Consider the following 16959-nt stretch of genomic DNA (forward strand, 5'->3'; position numbering starts at 1 on the left):
TCTATCGAATGAAAAGGAGGAACTGATATGTTATTATCCAGAAGAAACAATTTATTTGATGACTTTTTCAATGATCCGTTTTTTACAGATGCATACTTCAACAAGCAATCCTTAATGAAAACCGATATTGAAGACGGCGGTGACCATTATGTTATAGATATGGAACTGCCTGGCTTTCAGAAGGAAATGGTAAAGGCAGAGCTAAAAGATGGGTATCTCACCATCCTTGCTGAAAACAATTCAGAAAATAACTCCGACGAAGAAAAGAACTATATCCGCAGAGAACGGTATCACAGTTCTTTAAAAAGAAGCTTTTACGTAGGAACCAAAATCAGACAGGAAGATATCAAGGCATCGTTTGAAAACGGAATCTTAAAGCTTATGCTTCCCAAGGAAGCTCCTAAGGAAATTGAAGAAAACCGATATATTCCAATTGAATAAGCATGCAAAAGGAGAAGGTCCATACCATCGGACCTTCTCCTTTTTATACGAGATAACATATAATCAGCAGTTGAATTCTTTGACATACGCAGTCGTAACATAAGTCCCGCTTTTAAAGGACTTTTTAAGCATTGTCTCTTCGGCTTCCAGCTTGATGTTCATCCACATCTCTTCCGCGGCAATGGTTAGATGGGACAGCATAATCCCGATACTGATATCACGCATGGAAACTAAGGGCGCAGAAGGCAGAAATTCTCTGCAGGCAAAGATATAAATCCTGTCGTGGTATACAATAAACCGCCAGGGCTGGTTATTCATAGCCGACGGAGACAGCCTTGCTGCTTTTAAAATATTTTTCATTGGCTCACCGATTTCTTCCTTAAATACACAAAGTTCCTTTAATGGTAAGCGCTTTGCCGTAGCCGGATCCCGGTACAGAAGTGTTTTTGGATAGCCAAAAGCAACTGCAACGACCTGCTTAACCCCTTCCATCTCATGACCAGTGATTCTGGTATTCCCCAGATAGCAGGATCCAATGCCTTTCCCTGTCATATATAAGAGAATCGGCTCCAGAATATATCCTGCGTTTGTCAGATACCCTTCTTTCTCCTCGGAATAAAATACCAGATAATAGGGAGCCTCTACTTTCCATAAGCCTTTTACCGGAAGATGGCCATCCAGGTTGTCGCATATTTCCATTTTCACTGAAATGTCCGCATGAAGCTTCAATACACAGTTTCCGAAATAAAGTATATCCTTTAAAAGCTGTTCCGGAATCTGTTCCTTTTTAAATTTTCTGATGGATCTTCTTTTAAATATCATCTGATAAAGATTCATACCTGCTCCCCTCTTTCCCAACCAGCAATTGGACCTAAATCAGCCCTCTCATTTCTTTTAATAGCCCGGCAAATACCAAAAGCGCATCCTTTACCGGCTCTGCTGTGGACATATCCACCCCGCAAAGCTTTAATAAGTCTATGGGAGTCATGGAATTTCCGCCGCTTAAAAATTTAAAATAACCCTCAATTACTTCCTGATCCCCGGAAAGGATCTTGCTGCTGATGGCTACAGCAGCAGAAAAGCCTGTAGCATACTGATATACATAAAATGGCGTATAGAAATGAGGAATTCTGGACCATTCGTAATCAATCTCGGGATCAACCACCATATCCGGACCAAAATAAAATTCATTGAGCTTATGGTATGTCTGACCAAGAAGATCCGCCGTCAGTATCTGCCCCTCTTTTACAAGGCGATGGGTCTCAGCCTCAAACTCCGCAAACATTGCCTGACGGTAAAGGGTTCCACGGAAGCTATCCATAAAATGATTTACCAGATAAGCACGCTCACTCTTATCTTTCGTTGTATCTAAAAGGTGGCGGATTAAGAGAGCTTCATTACAGGTGGAAGCCACCTCTGCAACAAAAATCTTATAACCTGCATCCACATAGGACTGATTTTTATCCGAAAACCAGCTATGAAGTGCATGCCCCATCTCATGAGCCAGGGTAAATACGCTGTCTAAGGTTCCATTAAAATTAAGGAGAACATAAGGATGGATTCCATAAACTCCCCAGGAATAAGCTCCGCTTCTCTTTCCTTCATTCTCATACACATCGATCCATCGGTTATCAAATCCTTCTTTTAAAAGAGCCAGATATTCCTCTCCCAAAGGCTTTAGTCCCTCCAGAACCATGGTTTTCGCTTCGTCAAAGGATATTTTCTTTTCTTCCAAAGATACCATGGGCACGTATAAATCATACATATGAAGTTCATCTACTCCGAGAGCTTCCTTACGAATGGAGACGTACTCATGAAGATAGGAAATCCCTTCCCTTACAGCCTTAATCAAATTGTCATAGACTTCTTCCGGTATTTCATTCTCGGATAGGGAATGTGCCCTTGACGATGAGTAATTTCTTGCAGATGCATAAAAAGCTGCCTTTTTTACATTGGAAAAAAAGGTAGACGCAAGTGTATTTCCAAACTGCCTATAAACACTGTAAAGCGCCTCAAATGCTGACTTTCGCACGCTTCTGTCCTGTTTTTCCATAAGGGCGATATAGTTACCGTGGGTAATTTTAACCGGTTCCTGGTTCTCATCAAGAATCTCAGGGAATTTGGCATCTGCATTATTGAACATATTGAAAATATCAGATGCCCCTGACGTCGCTTCCAGGGATTTTGCAAGAAGGGCCTCTTCCGCAGCGGATAAGGTATGCTCCTTCTTTTTCATAATAATTTCCAGGGTTCTTTTATAACGCTTTAGCTCCGGTATATTCTCCTGGTATTCCCGAAGGGTATTTTCTGGAATTGTCAATATCTCAGGTACTAGAAAAGCAGAAAGACTGGCCGCCTGATAGGATAAGGCTCTTGCTTTTGCTGCAAATTCCTGATATCTTGCATTCCCTGTATCTTCATCTGACTTCTGCTTTCCATATACGAACAGAGTCTCTATCTTTAAGGATACCTCCTCGTCAAATTTCAGACAGGAAAAAAGCATCTCGCCGGAATCTGCAAGATGTCCTTCATATTTTTTATAACCTGCAATTGCCTGCTCTGTTTCACGGAATAAATCCTCCCAGGCTGTTTCAGACGGCAATATATCCGCCAGGTTCCAGGTGTCGCTTACCGGTATTTCATCTCTCTTTTTCAATGATATCCCTCCAACTGCTTTACTTGTGTTTATTCTATCACCCATATTTCAAAGAAACAACTGGAAATATGGAAATATTTCATTGAATTTTCATGTTTTTTTGTATTATACTATAGGAAAACAAATCAGGAGCCATGATATGAATGTAATCCGCACCAATGCCCCCAGTCAAACACAAAAAAATGATGCAATCACGCTACAGGAAGTTTGCAGAAGCCATGATCATATTTCTCTGACACTTCCAATGGAAGAAGATTGTATTTACTTCTTATTATACGACGAAGAAACCCTCTTATCCGTCCTCTGTGCATTTTTTACCGAAAATATGGATTATGAATGCAGTGGATTCACTCACCCCGGACACAGACAAAAAGGATATTTTACCAAGCTGATCGAAACGCTTTTAGATGAAACAGGAGACAGTGATTTGATTTTCCCCGTAGATGAATCCTGTAAGGATACCATCCACGCATTACAAGCCATGGATGCTTCCTTTTGGTATCAGGAACACATCATGGAACTACCGCTGACCCAATCCATAAAGACAAGCCGTCTAAAAGAGGGGTCTTCTTTTGATGCCCTCTCCCTCTCCATTGCCTCTTCTCCGGAAGAGACCCCGATTCAGTGCGTCTTTTTGCTTGATGGAAAGCAGGTGGGTTCCTGCTGTCTCGACGCTCTGGAACATGGAGCTTATTTTTATGGTTTTGAAATATCAGAACCTTATAGAAACCAGGGGCTGGGAAGTGCCTGCCTTTCTCTTTTTTTAGATACGTATTTTGCCCATCCCAATGCAAGACGATACAAAAAGTTGTTTCTCCAGGTTTCCGGTCTTAACAAGCCAGCCATTTCACTCTATAAAAAAGCAGGATTTCAGATCACTGAAAGCCTGTCCTATTATGTATATTAAACTCAATTATGATAACGAATCAAGCAATACTGTTTTAAGTTAAATTGCTTTTCAACTACTTCATATAGTTCAAAGCCAAAATGCTGATAATAAGAAACATTCCCCTCGTTATGGGTTTCCAGGGTGATTATTAGCTTGTTCTTATCCGCATATTCCATCGTTTCCTTTAACAGAAAGGCAGAAATGCCATGATGCTGCATGGTAGGTCTCACCGCAAGATATATGATATGCAGCCTGTTTTGGGTATGGAGCTTTTCTGTCCATTTGGAGTTTAAATAATCCCTGAACTGAAAGAAATTCCACAAGGTTTTAAGAGATGGGTCCTCCTTAATCAGATACCCTTTTGTCTTTACATATGCCAGGGCCTCCGAGACATAACGTTTTAAGGAATGAAAGGATTCTGATTCATCCTCCACTACGATAATGCCATGAATTTCTTCGCTGTCTGCATAAATCTCACAGGTAAGAAGAAATTCTTCCATATCGCAGGCGAACAGCTCCGGCAGTAAGCGGTCTCTTGTCTCCTTATCAGGAATAAGCCTGCTATAGAGAGGATCGGATCCAAAGCATTCCGTAAGCAGTTCCTTTAATTTGTCCACATCAACTTTTTTTACCCGGTACAATCGGTCACTGTCCATAGTCTTACGCCTCTTTTTCTTCTTTTTACTACTTTTGACACGGTCGATTGCAGCACAATCGTTTGCCTTGTTCCATGGGTTTTTACAAACTATATTCCATCTTCCTTACTTGTATTTACTCTACTAATATTATATAATAATATTTACAATCGTTTCCAATTCTTATAGGAGAAGGCGGGGAATACATATGATAGACTTAAGAAAATTTATTGATCTTGATGCGCTTCAAAAAATCCAGGATCAGTTTTCCGAGGCCACGGGTCTGGCAGCCATCGCAGTGGATGGAGAAGGCAAATACCTAACCAAGGGAAGTAATTTCACAGATTTTTGCATGAAGCATACCAGAAAGAATGAAGAAGGGGCAAAGCGGTGTCAGAAATGTGACGCAGAAGGAAGCGGCACTTATTACTGCCATGCAGGGCTGATGGATTTTTCCACAGATATCATCGTTCATGGAGAGAAAGCTGGAGCCATTATCGGGGGACAAGTTTTACCAGGAGTTCCAGATGAAAACAAATTCAGGGATATTGCCAGAGAGCTTGGCATACCAGAAAACGATTACCTGGCTGCTTTAAAAAAGGTTCCGGTTCGTTCGGAATCCATGATTCGGGCATCTGCAGAGATGCTTGGCAATGTAGTAAATCAGCTGGTCAACTTAGAATACATGAAAACAGTAACGCAAAAAAGAAACGATATTCTCGATGTGGAAATTGAACATATTCAAAAATCATTGGATGAAGTCACAGAAAAGACCCGGGATCTGCAAAAGGTTGCCTCCATGGAAAATATACTATCCATAAACGCCTCCATTGAAGCCGCAAGAGCCGGGGAGGCTGGAGTAGGATTTGCTGTGGTCGCAAGGGAGTTTGGTGAAATCTCAAAAAACTCAGGAGGTGTCTACCAGAGAATTCATGAGCTGGTTGGATCCATAAACACGTCTGTTAGTAAGTTAACTGGTACCATATAGGAAAGAGCGGGAAAACTTTGTTTTCCCGCTCCTTCTATTCTTATTTATTCGTCCCAGTTATGATAGGTCGCCTGTACATCATCTTCCGCATCAAGAAGGTCTAAAATTCGGTTCATCTTCTTAATGGAATCTTCATCGGTAAGCTCGGCCCAGGTCTGAGGAATCATGGTGATATCTGCTTCAACCATAGGAATTTTCGCTGCCTCCAGCGCTTCTCTAACCGCACTGAACTCTTCTGGTGCAGTTACTACTTCAAAGCTGTCCTCTTCCTCAGAGAAGTCTTCGGCGCCAGCATCCAGAGCGATCATCATAAGCTCATCCGGATCCATATCACATTCTTCTTTATCTATAATAATCTGACCTTTTTTATCAAACATAAAGGAAACACAACCTGGTGTTCCTACATTACCGCCGCCCTTAGTAAATGCATTCTTTACATTTGCCGCCGTACGGTTTTTATTGTCTGTCAATGTATCTACGATAATTGCGACTCCATTGGGGCCGTAACCTTCGTATGTAATGGTTTCATAGTTGACAGTACCAGCATCACCAGCCGCTTTTTTGATTCCGCGGTCAATGGTATCATTCGGCATATTGTTAGCCTTGGCCTTTGCAATCACGTCACGGAGCCTACTATTGTTTGCAGGGTCTGGTCCGCCTTCTTTTACTGCAACTGCAATCTCCCTGCCGATGACAGTAAAGATCTTACCTTTTGCAGAATCGTTTCTCTCTTTTTTGTGTTTGATATTTGCGAACTTTGAATGTCCTGACATTGTTTAAAGCACTCCTTTTCTTTCTCTATTTCGTCCTTTATTTTTCAGAAAATACATCTTTTCTATTTTAGCACTTATTATTTCATCTGGCAAGAAAAAATAATGCACAGTCTCCGGGAGTTCCTGCATAACAGCGGGAATTCTCTGGAGACTGTGCAAGTATTAAGTCAGAGCTTCGGAATGTTCCTTCTCTGTTTCCATCTTATTTAACGAATCCTCTTCTGCCTTAGGCTCATCGGTTTCTTCTTTCCGGACCAGAATTGACTGAATGATTTTATTTTTCACCTGGAGAATCTTAAACCGGTATCCAAGAATTGATACCTCCGTCTGTTCTCCCTCCTGAGGGATTCGGTCCAGCTTTGAAATCAAAAGGCCGCTTATGGTATCGTAGGAATCAAAATCCTCTTCCTCAAATTCAATATCCAATGCCTTTTCCACATCTTCCAGAAGCGTCATACCATTCATGATATAGGAACCATCCTCGGAAGGAATAATATACTCCTCATCCAAATCATATTCATCTAAAATATTGCCTACAATTTCTTCCAGAATATCTTCCATGGTAACGATACCTGCCGTCTGGCCATACTCATCTACCACAATTACCATATGAATTTTCTCGGACTGCATCTCTTTAAACAGTTCGTTGATATTTCTGGTTTCCGGAATAAAGACAGCCTCTCGCAAAAGACCTTCTATCTCCCACAGCTTCCGGGACACATTCTTTCTGTGCTCCACGGCAATTAGGGCATCTTTCATATGAAGGATACCAATGATGTCATCCACATCTTTTCTGTAGATGGGATAACGGGAATTAAGCCCTTCCTTGAGAATAAAATCAACTGCTTCCCGAAGGGGCATATCTCCATCCAAAGCCACAAGGCTTTTTCTATGAGTCATGATATCACCGGCCTCTTTGTCGTTTAGCTCAAAGATGTTGGTAATCATCTCCGCTTCCCTGGCCTCTAACACGCCTTGCTCATGACCCTCGTTAACCATAGACATGATGTCCTCTTCTGTAACGTTCTCATTATCATTTGCCATACCGATTCCAAGCAGTTTCAAGACAAAAAATGCTACCAGGTTTGCAAGCCAGGCCACTGGCCTGACCGGAATCATAAGGATGCTTACTACCGGCAAAAGACCAAATCCCCACTTTTCTGGATTCTTTGCTGCACAGCGTTTCGGTATAATGATGCCAAAGCTGATGAGCATTACAATCAGTGCCAATGCCACTACAAAAAGACTTAAAAGAGAGATCCACTTTCCAGGAAATGCATGATTTCCAATTAAAATATTCTCTAAGTTAGCTCCCAGCTCTTCCAGTACAAAGGCTCCGGTAATCATACCGATTAAATTAGTAGTAATCTGAATGGTATTTACGAAAGGCGTTGGTCTGTTAACAATATGTAACAGCTTCCTGGCCTTTTCACTCCCATTCTCCATCTGGTGCTCCAGTTCGCTTGAATTCACATTTTGGATTGCTGCTCCAAAACCATAAAATATTGCGTCTAATACGATAAAAGCAATAAAAATAATCACGCGTATAAGCGGATTGCCATCGTCCATTCTAACTATCGACTCCTTTTGTTCATTATCATTCGTATTTTTCATGCAACTAATTAAAAATATACCATTTTATCAGCATTCCGTCAATAATGAACTATGTACCCAGTTCCAGGCTGACCCTCAATGCACAGTCCACTTCCTGCTGAAGTTCTTCATCGATATGGCAAATCTTCTCTTTCAGCCTCTGCTTGTCAATGGTGCGCAGCTGCTCTAGAAGAATTACCGAATCTTTAATCATGTCGCATTTTTTTGTATCGAGCTCCACATGGGTGGGGAGCTTAGCCTTGTTCATTCTGGAAGTAATCGCTGCACAGATCACCGTTGGGCTGTGCTTATTCCCTATGTCATTCTGTATAATAAGAACTGGGCGAATACCGCCTTGTTCAGAACCTACCACCGGTCTTAGATCGGCATAATAGATGTCTCCACGTCTGATTATCACATTCTCACACTCCGTCAATTTATTTAAGTCTATTATTGACCTTCTTTGACTCGTGTATACACTTAAGTTTTTCCACCGCATACCTTATGATATGTTTTGGACATGGAGTTTGTTATCACACCTTTTGAAACCCTTTATAAATATCATCAAAATAATCCTTGGTACCTACGACCTCGCCTCCCTGAATATAGACTCTCGGGACCCGTTTGCCGATATCACATAAAATTTCGTAATGAAATCCACCGCAGGCTTCTGCTATGTCCTCTACGGTAATCTCATTCTCTCCGTGTTTCCCAATCAAAACAGCTTCGTCATCTTCCTCCACGCCTTCAATGTCTGTGACATCAACCATGAACTGATCCATGCACACCCTTCCAAGAATTCTGGCTCTCTGCTCCCGGATCAGTACCTCACCTTTACCGGAAAGATTCCTGGGATACCCGTCCCCATATCCAACGGGTATGGTGGCTATCACCATTTCTTTATCCGCAACAAAGGTGCCTCCATAGCTTACGGCTGTACCTGGTGCAATTGTTTTTATGTAAGTAACGACGCTTTTTAACCCCATGACAGGTCTAAGCTTTACGGTCTCTTTGTCAACCTCATGGGAAGGATAAAGGCCATAAATAGAGATGCCGGCCCGGACCGCATGGAAATTAGCAGCTGGTAGATCCAGGATGCCTGCACTGTTGGAACAGTGAAGGATGGGAATTTCAACCCCTCTTTCCAAAAGAAGGTCTGTAAATTTCCGGTACGATTCCATCTGCCTGTTGGTAGCCGTTTTATCTGTCTCATCTGCCTTTGCAAAATGAGTGAACAATCCTTCCACTTCAATCCCTGAAAGACTTTTTATCTTCACCGCCTCGTCGGCAGCTTCCTCCGTTACAGGAAGTCCGATCCGGCTCATACCAGTATCCACCACTAAATGAATGACAGCTTTTTTCCCTGCCCTCAGAGCTGCTTCTGAAAGGAGGCTGGCTCTTTTATATTGAAACACTGCCGATGCAATTTTGTACTCAACCAAAAGGTCGTAGCCGTCAGCAGGAACGACACCAAGCACCAGAATGGGCTTTTCAATGCCGTGCTTTCTTAGAATAACCCCTTCCTCTACGGTAGCGACTGCATATCCCCACACATAAGGGTCGATTGCCATGGCAACAGGAACCGATCCGTGTCCATAACCATCTGACTTCACAACGCCGATCATCTTCGTTCCTTCTGTCAGATTTGCTCTCATGGCCTCCATATTGTGCCTGACTGCATCCAAATCCACCGTTTCAAAAACCCTGCCATATAATCTCATCTTCCTGTTACCTCGTTTGCTCCTGCAATATTGTATAAATTTCTTCTGTCAGCTGACTTGCTAAAAGACTGTAACTTCCGTATTTTTCCCGCACGGCATCTCCGGCCCGCCCATGAAGCCAGACCCCCAAAGCTGCCCCATCGGATTCCTCAAGCCCAAGAGCTAAAAGCCCGGCTATGATCCCTGTTAAAACATCACCGGATCCTGCTTTTGCCATGGCACTGTTTCCAGAGGAATTTACATAGGTCCTCTGATCCTTTAACGCGCCTATGGTCACGGCATCCTTTAATACACAGGTGATGCCAAAACGGTCTGCATATTCCCTGGCTGCTGCGATTAGATTCTTCTTTATGGCCTCCACCGAGCTTCCGGTCAGTCTTGCCATCTCCCCAAGGTGGGGCGTCACTATAATATTTTCAGTGAAATATCCGGTCAGATCCGGATGATCGGCAATGGCACCCAGTCCATCTGCATCCAGGATAATCGGGACATAGGCGTTTGTAAGCACCTCTTCCACCAGATTCTTTACATAAGGCTCACGCCCAAGTCCAGGCCCAAGAACGATGACACTGGCCCACTCACACTGTTTTTTCAATAGTTCCTTAAAAGAGGCCGTATCTGCCTCTGCTTCCTCCGGGTCATACGTTGCAATAATCGCCTCCGGAAGCCCCGACTGAAGAATTGTACGGTTTTCTTCTATTGTAAATATCTTCACAAGGCCCGCCCCGGTCCGGTAAGCTGCAAGGGCGCTTAAGTAGGCTGCACCGCTCATATTACGCCCTCCCGCTACGACCAGGACCTTGCCGAAGCTGCCTTTGTTGGAATAGGCAGGACGCAAAGGAATTTCCTTTGTATCCCCAGATTCAAAGGTAAAAAAACTTGGCCTTATGGCGGAAAGACTTTGAGCAGGAAAACCGATGTCCGCTACCACAACCCTGCCACTGTAGCCTTTTCCTGGATATAGCATGGTTCCAAGCTTCTCAAAACCAAAGGTGACCGTCACATCAGCCCGTAACGCTGTCCCCATAATCTGTCCTGAATCTGAATGTATACCGGAGGGAATATCCACTGCTACCGTAATTTCAGGTCCGTAAGTGATGACCTTTTCCATAATTTCCTTATAGGTACCAAGTACCTCCCGGTTAAGACCAACGCCAAACAGTGCATCTACAAAAAGATTGCACTCTCCAGGGGGAAATTCCGGGAAGTTTACCAATTGGACCCCAATCTTTTCGGCTATGTCAAGCTGCGCCAGCCATTCTCTGCTACCACTCTCCCTCGTTCCAGCCAGGATTGCCCAGATCTTGTATCCTTTTAAATGAAGGAGCCTTGCAACGGCAATGCCATCTCCGCCATTATTTCCATTGCCGCATAGAACCCAGATATTGCTTTTCTTATTAACCAGTGCTTCTATCTCACTGACAACGGCCAAAGCCGCCCGCTCCATAAGAACCAGAGAAGGGATTCCAATGGTTTCTATGGTATAGCGATCCACTTCTTTCATCTGATCTCCTGTCACCAGATTTCTCAAAATGCATTCACCTTTCTTTCATATAGAAAACAGCCGGCAGCCAAGAGTTCTTCCTCTTTGTCTGCCGGCAGGCTCATTCACTATTTATCCAAATTATCTGTCCTCCAGATCAGCAGTACCATCCTGCATGCTGCATACTCGGTAAGACAGACGCATAAGACTTTCTGATAAATGTACATTCTCTACTACAACATCATCAGGTACCGTTAAATCTGTATGGGCAAAATTCCAGATAGCCTTGATTCCTGCCTGAACAAGGCGGTCTGCAATTTCCGGCGCCTTGGTCTTTGGTATGGTCAGGGCTGCAATCTGGACGTCATTCTCTCTCACAAAGGTTTCCAGATCGTCCACGCTTCTAATTTCAATTCCACGGACAACAAGCCCGATCAGACGCGGATTGATATCGAACATTCCTTTAATCAGAAAACCACGCTTTTCAAAATTGGCATAATTGGCAATGGCCTGACCTAAGTTTCCAGCACCAATAATGACAAGATTATGCTGCCTGTCGATTCCCAGTATCTTAGCTATCTCTGTATATAAATATTTCACATTATAGCCATAGCCCTGTTGACCGAACCCACCGAAGTTATTCAAATCCTGACGGATCTGAGAAGCGGTCACCTTCATTCGTATGCTTAAATCATTGGAGGAAATCCGTTCCACTCCTTCTTCCAGCAGCTCTCCAAGATATCGGTAATATCTAGGAAGCCTGGCAATCACTGCTTTTGAAATTTCTTTATCTGCCACATCTTCACCTTCTTTTACTCAGAATAAACTATCATTATTATAACTTCACGTCAAAATAATGTCAAACTAGTTTTTCTATTGAATCCTTGAAAAAACAAAAGACCTATATTATACTAATCCTATTGTCTTACACTTATTCGGGAGGAAATAAAAACATGATTTTGTCATGCAGTAACATAAGCAAAGCATTTGGAAGCAATGAAGTCATAAAGCACGCTTCCTTTCATATAGAGGAGCACGAAAAAGCAGCAATTGTTGGAATCAACGGCGCTGGAAAATCTACTCTATTAAAAATCATCATTGGAGAGATGCCTTCCGATGAAGGAGAGGTTGTCATCTCCAAAGGGAAAACCATGGGATACTTATCCCAGCATCAGGACCTTTCTGGTGAGCGCACTGTTTTTGAAGAGGTCCTTGAAATCAAACGGCCCATTATTGAGATGGAAGCCAAAATCCGCCAGATGGAACTGGATATGAAACATCTTACAGGTGATGCGCTTAATGATATGCTATCCTCCTACAGCCGGCTGAATCATGAATTTGAACAGCAAAACGGTTACGCCTATCAAAGTGAGGTTACCGGTGTATTAAAGGGACTTGGATTTGCCGAGGAAGATTTCAAAAAACCTGTCAGTGCTTTATCTGGTGGACAAAAGACCCGTGTTGCTTTAGGACGTCTTCTTCTGTCTAAGCCGGATATCATACTCCTTGACGAGCCCACCAACCATCTGGATATGGAATCCATTGCCTGGCTGGAGGGCTATCTCATCAACTATGACGGCAGCGTAATCATCGTTGCCCATGACCGTTACTTCTTAGACCGTGTGGTTACAAAAATTGTTGAGCTTGATAATGGCATTATGAGTGTTTATCAGGGAAACTATACGGATTACAGCGGCAAAAGAGCCATGATCCGGGAAGCAAAGATGAAAGCCTATCTCAATCAGCAGCAGGAAATCAAACATCAGGAAGAAGTAATCACCAAATTAAAATCCTTTAACAGGGAAAAATCCATCCGCCGTGCAGAAAGCCGGGAAAAGATGCTGGATAAAATAGAACGCCTGGATAAGCCCAGCGAAGTAAATGATGAGATGAAAATCAGGCTGGAGCCCAATATCATCAGCGGAAATGATGTTTTGACCGTACGGGATCTAAAAAAAGCCTTTGACCAGAATCTCCTGTTCGATCACGTGGATTTTGAGATCAAGCGTGGAGAACGGGTTGCCATCATCGGCGGCAACGGCACAGGAAAAACAACTATTTTAAAGATGCTCAATGGCATTCTGGGCGCAGACCAGGGTGAAATTGTATTAGGCTCCAAGGTACATATCGGGTACTATGACCAGGAGCACCAGGTTCTTCATATGGATAAAACTCTATTTGATGAGCTTCAGGATACGTATCCTTCCATGAATAATACCCAGATCAGAAACATACTGGCTGCCTTCTTATTTACCGGTGACGATGTGTATAAGCGGGTCAAGGACTTAAGCGGAGGAGAACGGGGACGAGTCTCTCTTGCAAAGCTTATGCTTTCTGAGGCCAACTTCCTCATCCTTGATGAGCCTACCAACCATCTGGATATTACCTCAAAGGAGATTCTTGAGGAAGCACTGAACAATTATACAGGAACTGTACTTTACGTATCCCATGACCGTTATTTCATTAACCGGACCGCTACAAGGATCCTCGACTTAACCAACCAGACTATGGTAAATTATATCGGTAATTACGATTATTATCTGGAAAAAAGAGAACTGATGACAAGCCTTTATGCGGCATCCCCTGTAACAGCTGATGATACCAGGGAAGATACCTCTGAAACAAAGCTGGACTGGAAGGCTCAAAAAGAAGAACAGGCCCGCTTAAGAAAGCGCCAGAACGAGCTTAAGAAGATTGAGGAAGAGATTCACAAGCTGGAGACCAGGGATGGAGAAATCGACCAGCTTCTTGTTAAAGAAGAAATTTTTACTGATGTACCAAAGCTTATGGAACTGAATCAGGAAAAAGATGCCATCGGAAAACAGCTGGAGTCGTTATATCAGCAGTGGGAGGAACTGGCGGAATAAAACATCAGGCAGCCGAAGATTCGGCTGCCTGTATTTATGTTCTATTTATCATTCAAAAATTTCTGTTTCTTCAAAGTCGGATACACCTCTGGATAGTATATGCTCTGGTAAATACTGGAGGTGAACTTGCTCCAGTTCCCTTCCTGCTCCCGGCCTATCTCTTTTAAGTAGTCTTCCATATTTTTATCATACTGTTCCATGGACTCTAAAAGACCACTGGTATGATAGAATTCCTCGTGCTTAAAGGTATCAAAGGGAAGCCTTGGCTTCTTATGAGAATGATCCTTCGGATATCCTAAAGCAAGACCAACGGCAGGATATGTGTATTCCGGAAGCTTTAATAATTCAATCAGCTCTGCTGGATTCTTTCGCACCCCACCAATGGGAACGATTCCAAGTCCCAGAGATTCTGCCGAAATAATAGCAGCTCCCATCTGGAGTCCTGCATCAAAGGTTCCAACCATGGTTCCCTCTACACTTTCATGGATCGCTTGTGTAAGACCATTCTTCTCAGCAGCTAATTTTGTCTTGTAAAAATCAATAAGAAACAGTAAAAATACAGGAGCATTCTCAATCCAGGTCTGGTTTCCTGTATACTCAGCTATTTTTTTCTTGGTATCTTTGTCTTTTATTACAATGACAGAAGTCTGCTGCCCATTGATGGAATTTGGCATAGCCTGAGCTGATCTTAAAATTTCATCAATTACTGCATCGTCAACCTCCTTGTCAAGAAAGCTTCTTATGGATCTGTGGTCCTGAATTAATTTGATTGTCTCGTTCATGTTTTCTCTCTCCTACTTTTTTATTTTCCTCATTACGGGATTAATAAAACTCCTAATAGTACCAAAAGTGCCGGCAGTGCCTGTTTGAAAAAGATTGACTTTGAGGAAGTCAGAGCACCGTAGCTTCCGGCAATGACGACGCATAACAGGAAAAATACTGCGATGTTCGACGCCCATACGGGATCCCCAATGAATAAGGACCAAATAAGGCCGGCAGACAAAAATCCATTATACAATCCCTGATTTGCCGCAAGACCCTTTGTCTTTTCAAAAAGCGTATGGTCTATAGAGGTAAATATACGCTTACCGGTTGTTGTCCATGCAAACATTTCTACCCAAAGAATGTACAAATGCTCTGCTGCAATGACAGCTATTAATGCTTTTGTTAACAATGCCATCGTTTCACTTCCTTTTAATTTCATTAAATTTAATTGCATAAAATCTATGTATTGATAATATACCATCTACTGCCATATGTCAATCATAATTTCACTTATTTATACGACAAAAGCGGCCCCGGTTCGCCCAAAGCCGCTTATCAATCTATTTTCTGCTGATACAAAATGTCTTTTAATATGCGAATTGCCTCCGGAGCTGCCGCCTCCATCTCCGATCTTGTGTAAGGGGATTCCACATAGGCGCCTAACAGCTTACCAAAATAAAATGTCATATCATCGGAATAGTAATCCGGTACGTAAACAAAATCCTCCAATAGATCACGATACATCATAAGATCCGTGCCTGATTTGCTGTTACTTTTATAACAGCCAGAAGCATAACCGATATACTCACCGAATGCCTCGGAAAGCTCACCCGGGTTGCAGATCTTAATCTTTTTATAATTGATATCCAGCTTATGACCTACGTAATAGATGCCGTTTCCTGTCATTGGCGCTTCAAAATACTGCTTATCCGGATAATAAAGAATCTGCCAGCCCTGGTCAACAAACTTCTTGACCCACTGTCTTGGAACGTTTTTAGAGGATTCTGTAAATGCCTCTTTTACATCGGCAGGCAGACTATAAGAGCTTTTCTTCGCCTTTACAATGATATCCAGCTCCCGGTTTCGTATCCCCTTCTCATCCATATAGGCAAGTCCTACATACTGATTGGCAGCCATTTGCCCGTTATCGAAAAAATAGTAACGATTTCCAGATATGTTCTTATAACCGGAGGAAGCCATCTCTCCTTTTGTAGAGAACCAATACCAGCTGCCGTCGTCATCCTCAAACCAGCCTTTTTGCGCCTTCCCATCCTTACCGTAATAATGCCACTTTTCATCATCTTCATTGTAGCACCAGCCAATCTCCTGCTCCCCGGTTTCAGCAAAGCAGTACTCCACTCCCTTGATCTTCAGCCAGTCCGTAGCCATATAACCATCGTTGTCAAAATAATACCAGCTGCCGTTTATACTTTCCCAGGTATTCCTTTTAAAGCCTCCCTGGCTATCTACGTATTTCCAACCATCAAAATCCTTATGCCAGTTCCACTCTGTTTCCGGAGCCAAAGATTGGTCGCTTAATGGTATAGAATCTGTTTCCTCTGCGGCAGATACCGTGACACAACCCAGGCTTATGAGGATACAGACAGACATCGTTATCCATGTTTTCTTCAAGGATTGTAACACCCCTTCCAAGCAGTACCTGTTATTTAATAGAAATTCTACTATAATTTAGGTAAAAAGTACAGGTGGGAAGCCATAACTTTTTATTAAGATTCTGTAAGGGCTTCTTTCCATTTTCCATTTTATGAGATATAATAGAGACAATACTCAGGTTCAGAAAGCGAGGTACCTTACCTATGAAATGGAAACGCCCTCTGGCCGTGATTGGAATCATCTTAATCATGTCCATGTATATCATTGCATTGTTCGCTGCATTTTCCCGGCATCCGGATTCAAAGAACTGGCTGTTGGCTGCTATATTCTCAACGGTTGCTGTTCCTGTCTTTCTATATGTCGTGCAGCTGGTAGCCCGCATCTTAAAGCCGGAGAAACGAGATATAAAAAGCAACCGGGATGACAAAGAAGCTTAAAATTTCTATAGGGAATGTTGGGAGATGTTTCAAAGAGCACTTCCAGCATTTTTTGTTGCAATAAAATACATCTATAAGAATTCCTCCCTCATGAGTC

At 42.7% G+C, this 16959-nt stretch carries 17 protein-coding genes; 5 read left to right on the forward strand and 12 right to left on the reverse strand.

The features are described from left to right. Window positions 1-27: 27 nt before the first annotated feature. Window positions 28-441 carry an Hsp20/alpha crystallin family protein gene (locus tag OW255_RS12825; RefSeq protein ID WP_024835370.1) on the forward strand — a complete coding sequence of 138 codons (414 nt, stop codon included), beginning with the start codon at window positions 28-30 and terminating at the stop codon, window positions 439-441. Between the two features lie 63 nt (window positions 442-504). Here the strand turns inward: OW255_RS12825 and OW255_RS12830 are convergent, their stop codons facing one another. Further along, window positions 505-1278 (reverse strand): nitroreductase family protein, encoded by a 774-nt coding sequence (locus tag OW255_RS12830; RefSeq protein WP_024835369.1) that lies wholly within the window; start codon window positions 1276-1278, stop codon window positions 505-507. A 34-nt stretch (window positions 1279-1312) separates the two neighbouring features. Beyond that, window positions 1313-3097, reverse strand: coding sequence for an oligoendopeptidase F (gene pepF / locus OW255_RS12835; RefSeq protein ID WP_024835368.1), 1785 nt, complete (start codon window positions 3095-3097; stop codon window positions 1313-1315). Between the two features lie 139 nt (window positions 3098-3236). Between pepF and OW255_RS12840 the strand changes: the two genes are divergently transcribed. Beyond that, complete coding sequence (locus tag OW255_RS12840) at window positions 3237-4004, forward strand: GNAT family N-acetyltransferase (protein ID WP_024835367.1); 768 nt, start codon at window positions 3237-3239, stop codon at window positions 4002-4004. Window positions 4005-4006: 2 nt separating this feature from the next. Here OW255_RS12840 and OW255_RS12845 read toward each other — a convergent pair whose 3' ends face one another. Then, window positions 4007-4642, reverse strand: a complete 636-nt coding sequence (locus tag OW255_RS12845) for a GNAT family N-acetyltransferase (protein ID WP_024835366.1) — start codon at window positions 4640-4642, stop codon at window positions 4007-4009. A 187-nt stretch (window positions 4643-4829) separates the two neighbouring features. Here OW255_RS12845 and OW255_RS20845 point away from each other — a divergent pair, with 187 nt between their 5' ends. Beyond that, window positions 4830-5609: a PocR ligand-binding domain-containing protein gene (locus OW255_RS20845; RefSeq protein WP_081752265.1), complete on the forward strand. Its 780-nt coding sequence runs from the start codon at window positions 4830-4832 to the stop codon at window positions 5607-5609. A 44-nt stretch (window positions 5610-5653) separates the two neighbouring features. Here OW255_RS20845 and OW255_RS12860 read toward each other — a convergent pair whose 3' ends face one another. From OW255_RS12860 to OW255_RS12885, 6 genes are all read right to left on the reverse strand, one after another. Continuing rightward, a complete protein-coding gene (locus OW255_RS12860; RefSeq protein ID WP_024835364.1) occupies window positions 5654-6382 on the reverse strand; it encodes a YebC/PmpR family DNA-binding transcriptional regulator in 729 nt (242 codons plus the stop codon). 162 nt (window positions 6383-6544) lie between these two features. Next, window positions 6545-7951, reverse strand: a complete 1407-nt coding sequence (locus OW255_RS12865; RefSeq protein ID WP_024835363.1) for a hemolysin family protein — start codon at window positions 7949-7951, stop codon at window positions 6545-6547. A gap of 94 nt (window positions 7952-8045) precedes the next feature. Continuing rightward, on the reverse strand, window positions 8046-8393 hold the full coding sequence (locus OW255_RS12870; RefSeq protein WP_024835362.1) for a type II toxin-antitoxin system PemK/MazF family toxin: 348 nt from the start codon (window positions 8391-8393) through the stop codon (window positions 8046-8048). 115 nt (window positions 8394-8508) lie between these two features. Beyond that, the gene (gene alr / locus OW255_RS12875; protein WP_024835361.1) at window positions 8509-9696 is read right to left on the reverse strand and encodes an alanine racemase; all 1188 of its coding nucleotides are present in this window, start codon (window positions 9694-9696) and stop codon (window positions 8509-8511) included. Between the two features lie 7 nt (window positions 9697-9703). Next, window positions 9704-11227 (reverse strand): bifunctional ADP-dependent NAD(P)H-hydrate dehydratase/NAD(P)H-hydrate epimerase, encoded by a 1524-nt coding sequence (locus OW255_RS12880; protein WP_024835360.1) that lies wholly within the window; start codon window positions 11225-11227, stop codon window positions 9704-9706. A 93-nt stretch (window positions 11228-11320) separates the two neighbouring features. Then, window positions 11321-11977: a redox-sensing transcriptional repressor Rex gene (locus tag OW255_RS12885; RefSeq protein ID WP_024835359.1), complete on the reverse strand. Its 657-nt coding sequence runs from the start codon at window positions 11975-11977 to the stop codon at window positions 11321-11323. Window positions 11978-12132: 155 nt separating this feature from the next. Between OW255_RS12885 and OW255_RS12890 the strand changes: the two genes are divergently transcribed. After that, window positions 12133-14046, forward strand: a complete 1914-nt coding sequence (locus tag OW255_RS12890; protein ID WP_024835358.1) for an ABC-F family ATP-binding cassette domain-containing protein — start codon at window positions 12133-12135, stop codon at window positions 14044-14046. A gap of 41 nt (window positions 14047-14087) precedes the next feature. On the opposite strand, the gene OW255_RS12895 is transcribed toward OW255_RS12890, so the two are convergent. The 3 genes from OW255_RS12895 to OW255_RS12905 all read right to left on the reverse strand — a co-directional run bounded on the left by OW255_RS12895 (window position 14088) and on the right by OW255_RS12905 (window position 16443). Continuing rightward, window positions 14088-14828: an NADPH-dependent oxidoreductase gene (locus OW255_RS12895; protein WP_024835357.1), complete on the reverse strand. Its 741-nt coding sequence runs from the start codon at window positions 14826-14828 to the stop codon at window positions 14088-14090. 32 nt (window positions 14829-14860) lie between these two features. Continuing rightward, complete coding sequence (locus tag OW255_RS12900; protein WP_024835356.1) at window positions 14861-15226, reverse strand: DUF1304 domain-containing protein; 366 nt, start codon at window positions 15224-15226, stop codon at window positions 14861-14863. Window positions 15227-15366: 140 nt separating this feature from the next. Beyond that, complete coding sequence (locus OW255_RS12905) at window positions 15367-16443, reverse strand: N-acetylmuramoyl-L-alanine amidase family protein (protein ID WP_024835355.1); 1077 nt, start codon at window positions 16441-16443, stop codon at window positions 15367-15369. 185 nt (window positions 16444-16628) lie between these two features. On the opposite strand from OW255_RS12905, the gene OW255_RS12910 reads away from it, so the two are divergent. Further along, the gene (locus OW255_RS12910; RefSeq protein WP_024835354.1) at window positions 16629-16862 is read left to right on the forward strand and encodes a hypothetical protein; all 234 of its coding nucleotides are present in this window, start codon (window positions 16629-16631) and stop codon (window positions 16860-16862) included. Window positions 16863-16959 lie beyond the last annotated feature (97 nt).

The sequence above is a fragment of the Lacrimispora xylanolytica genome, assembly GCF_026723765.1.
Taxonomy (GTDB): Bacteria; Bacillota; Clostridia; order Lachnospirales; family Lachnospiraceae; genus Lacrimispora; species Lacrimispora xylanolytica.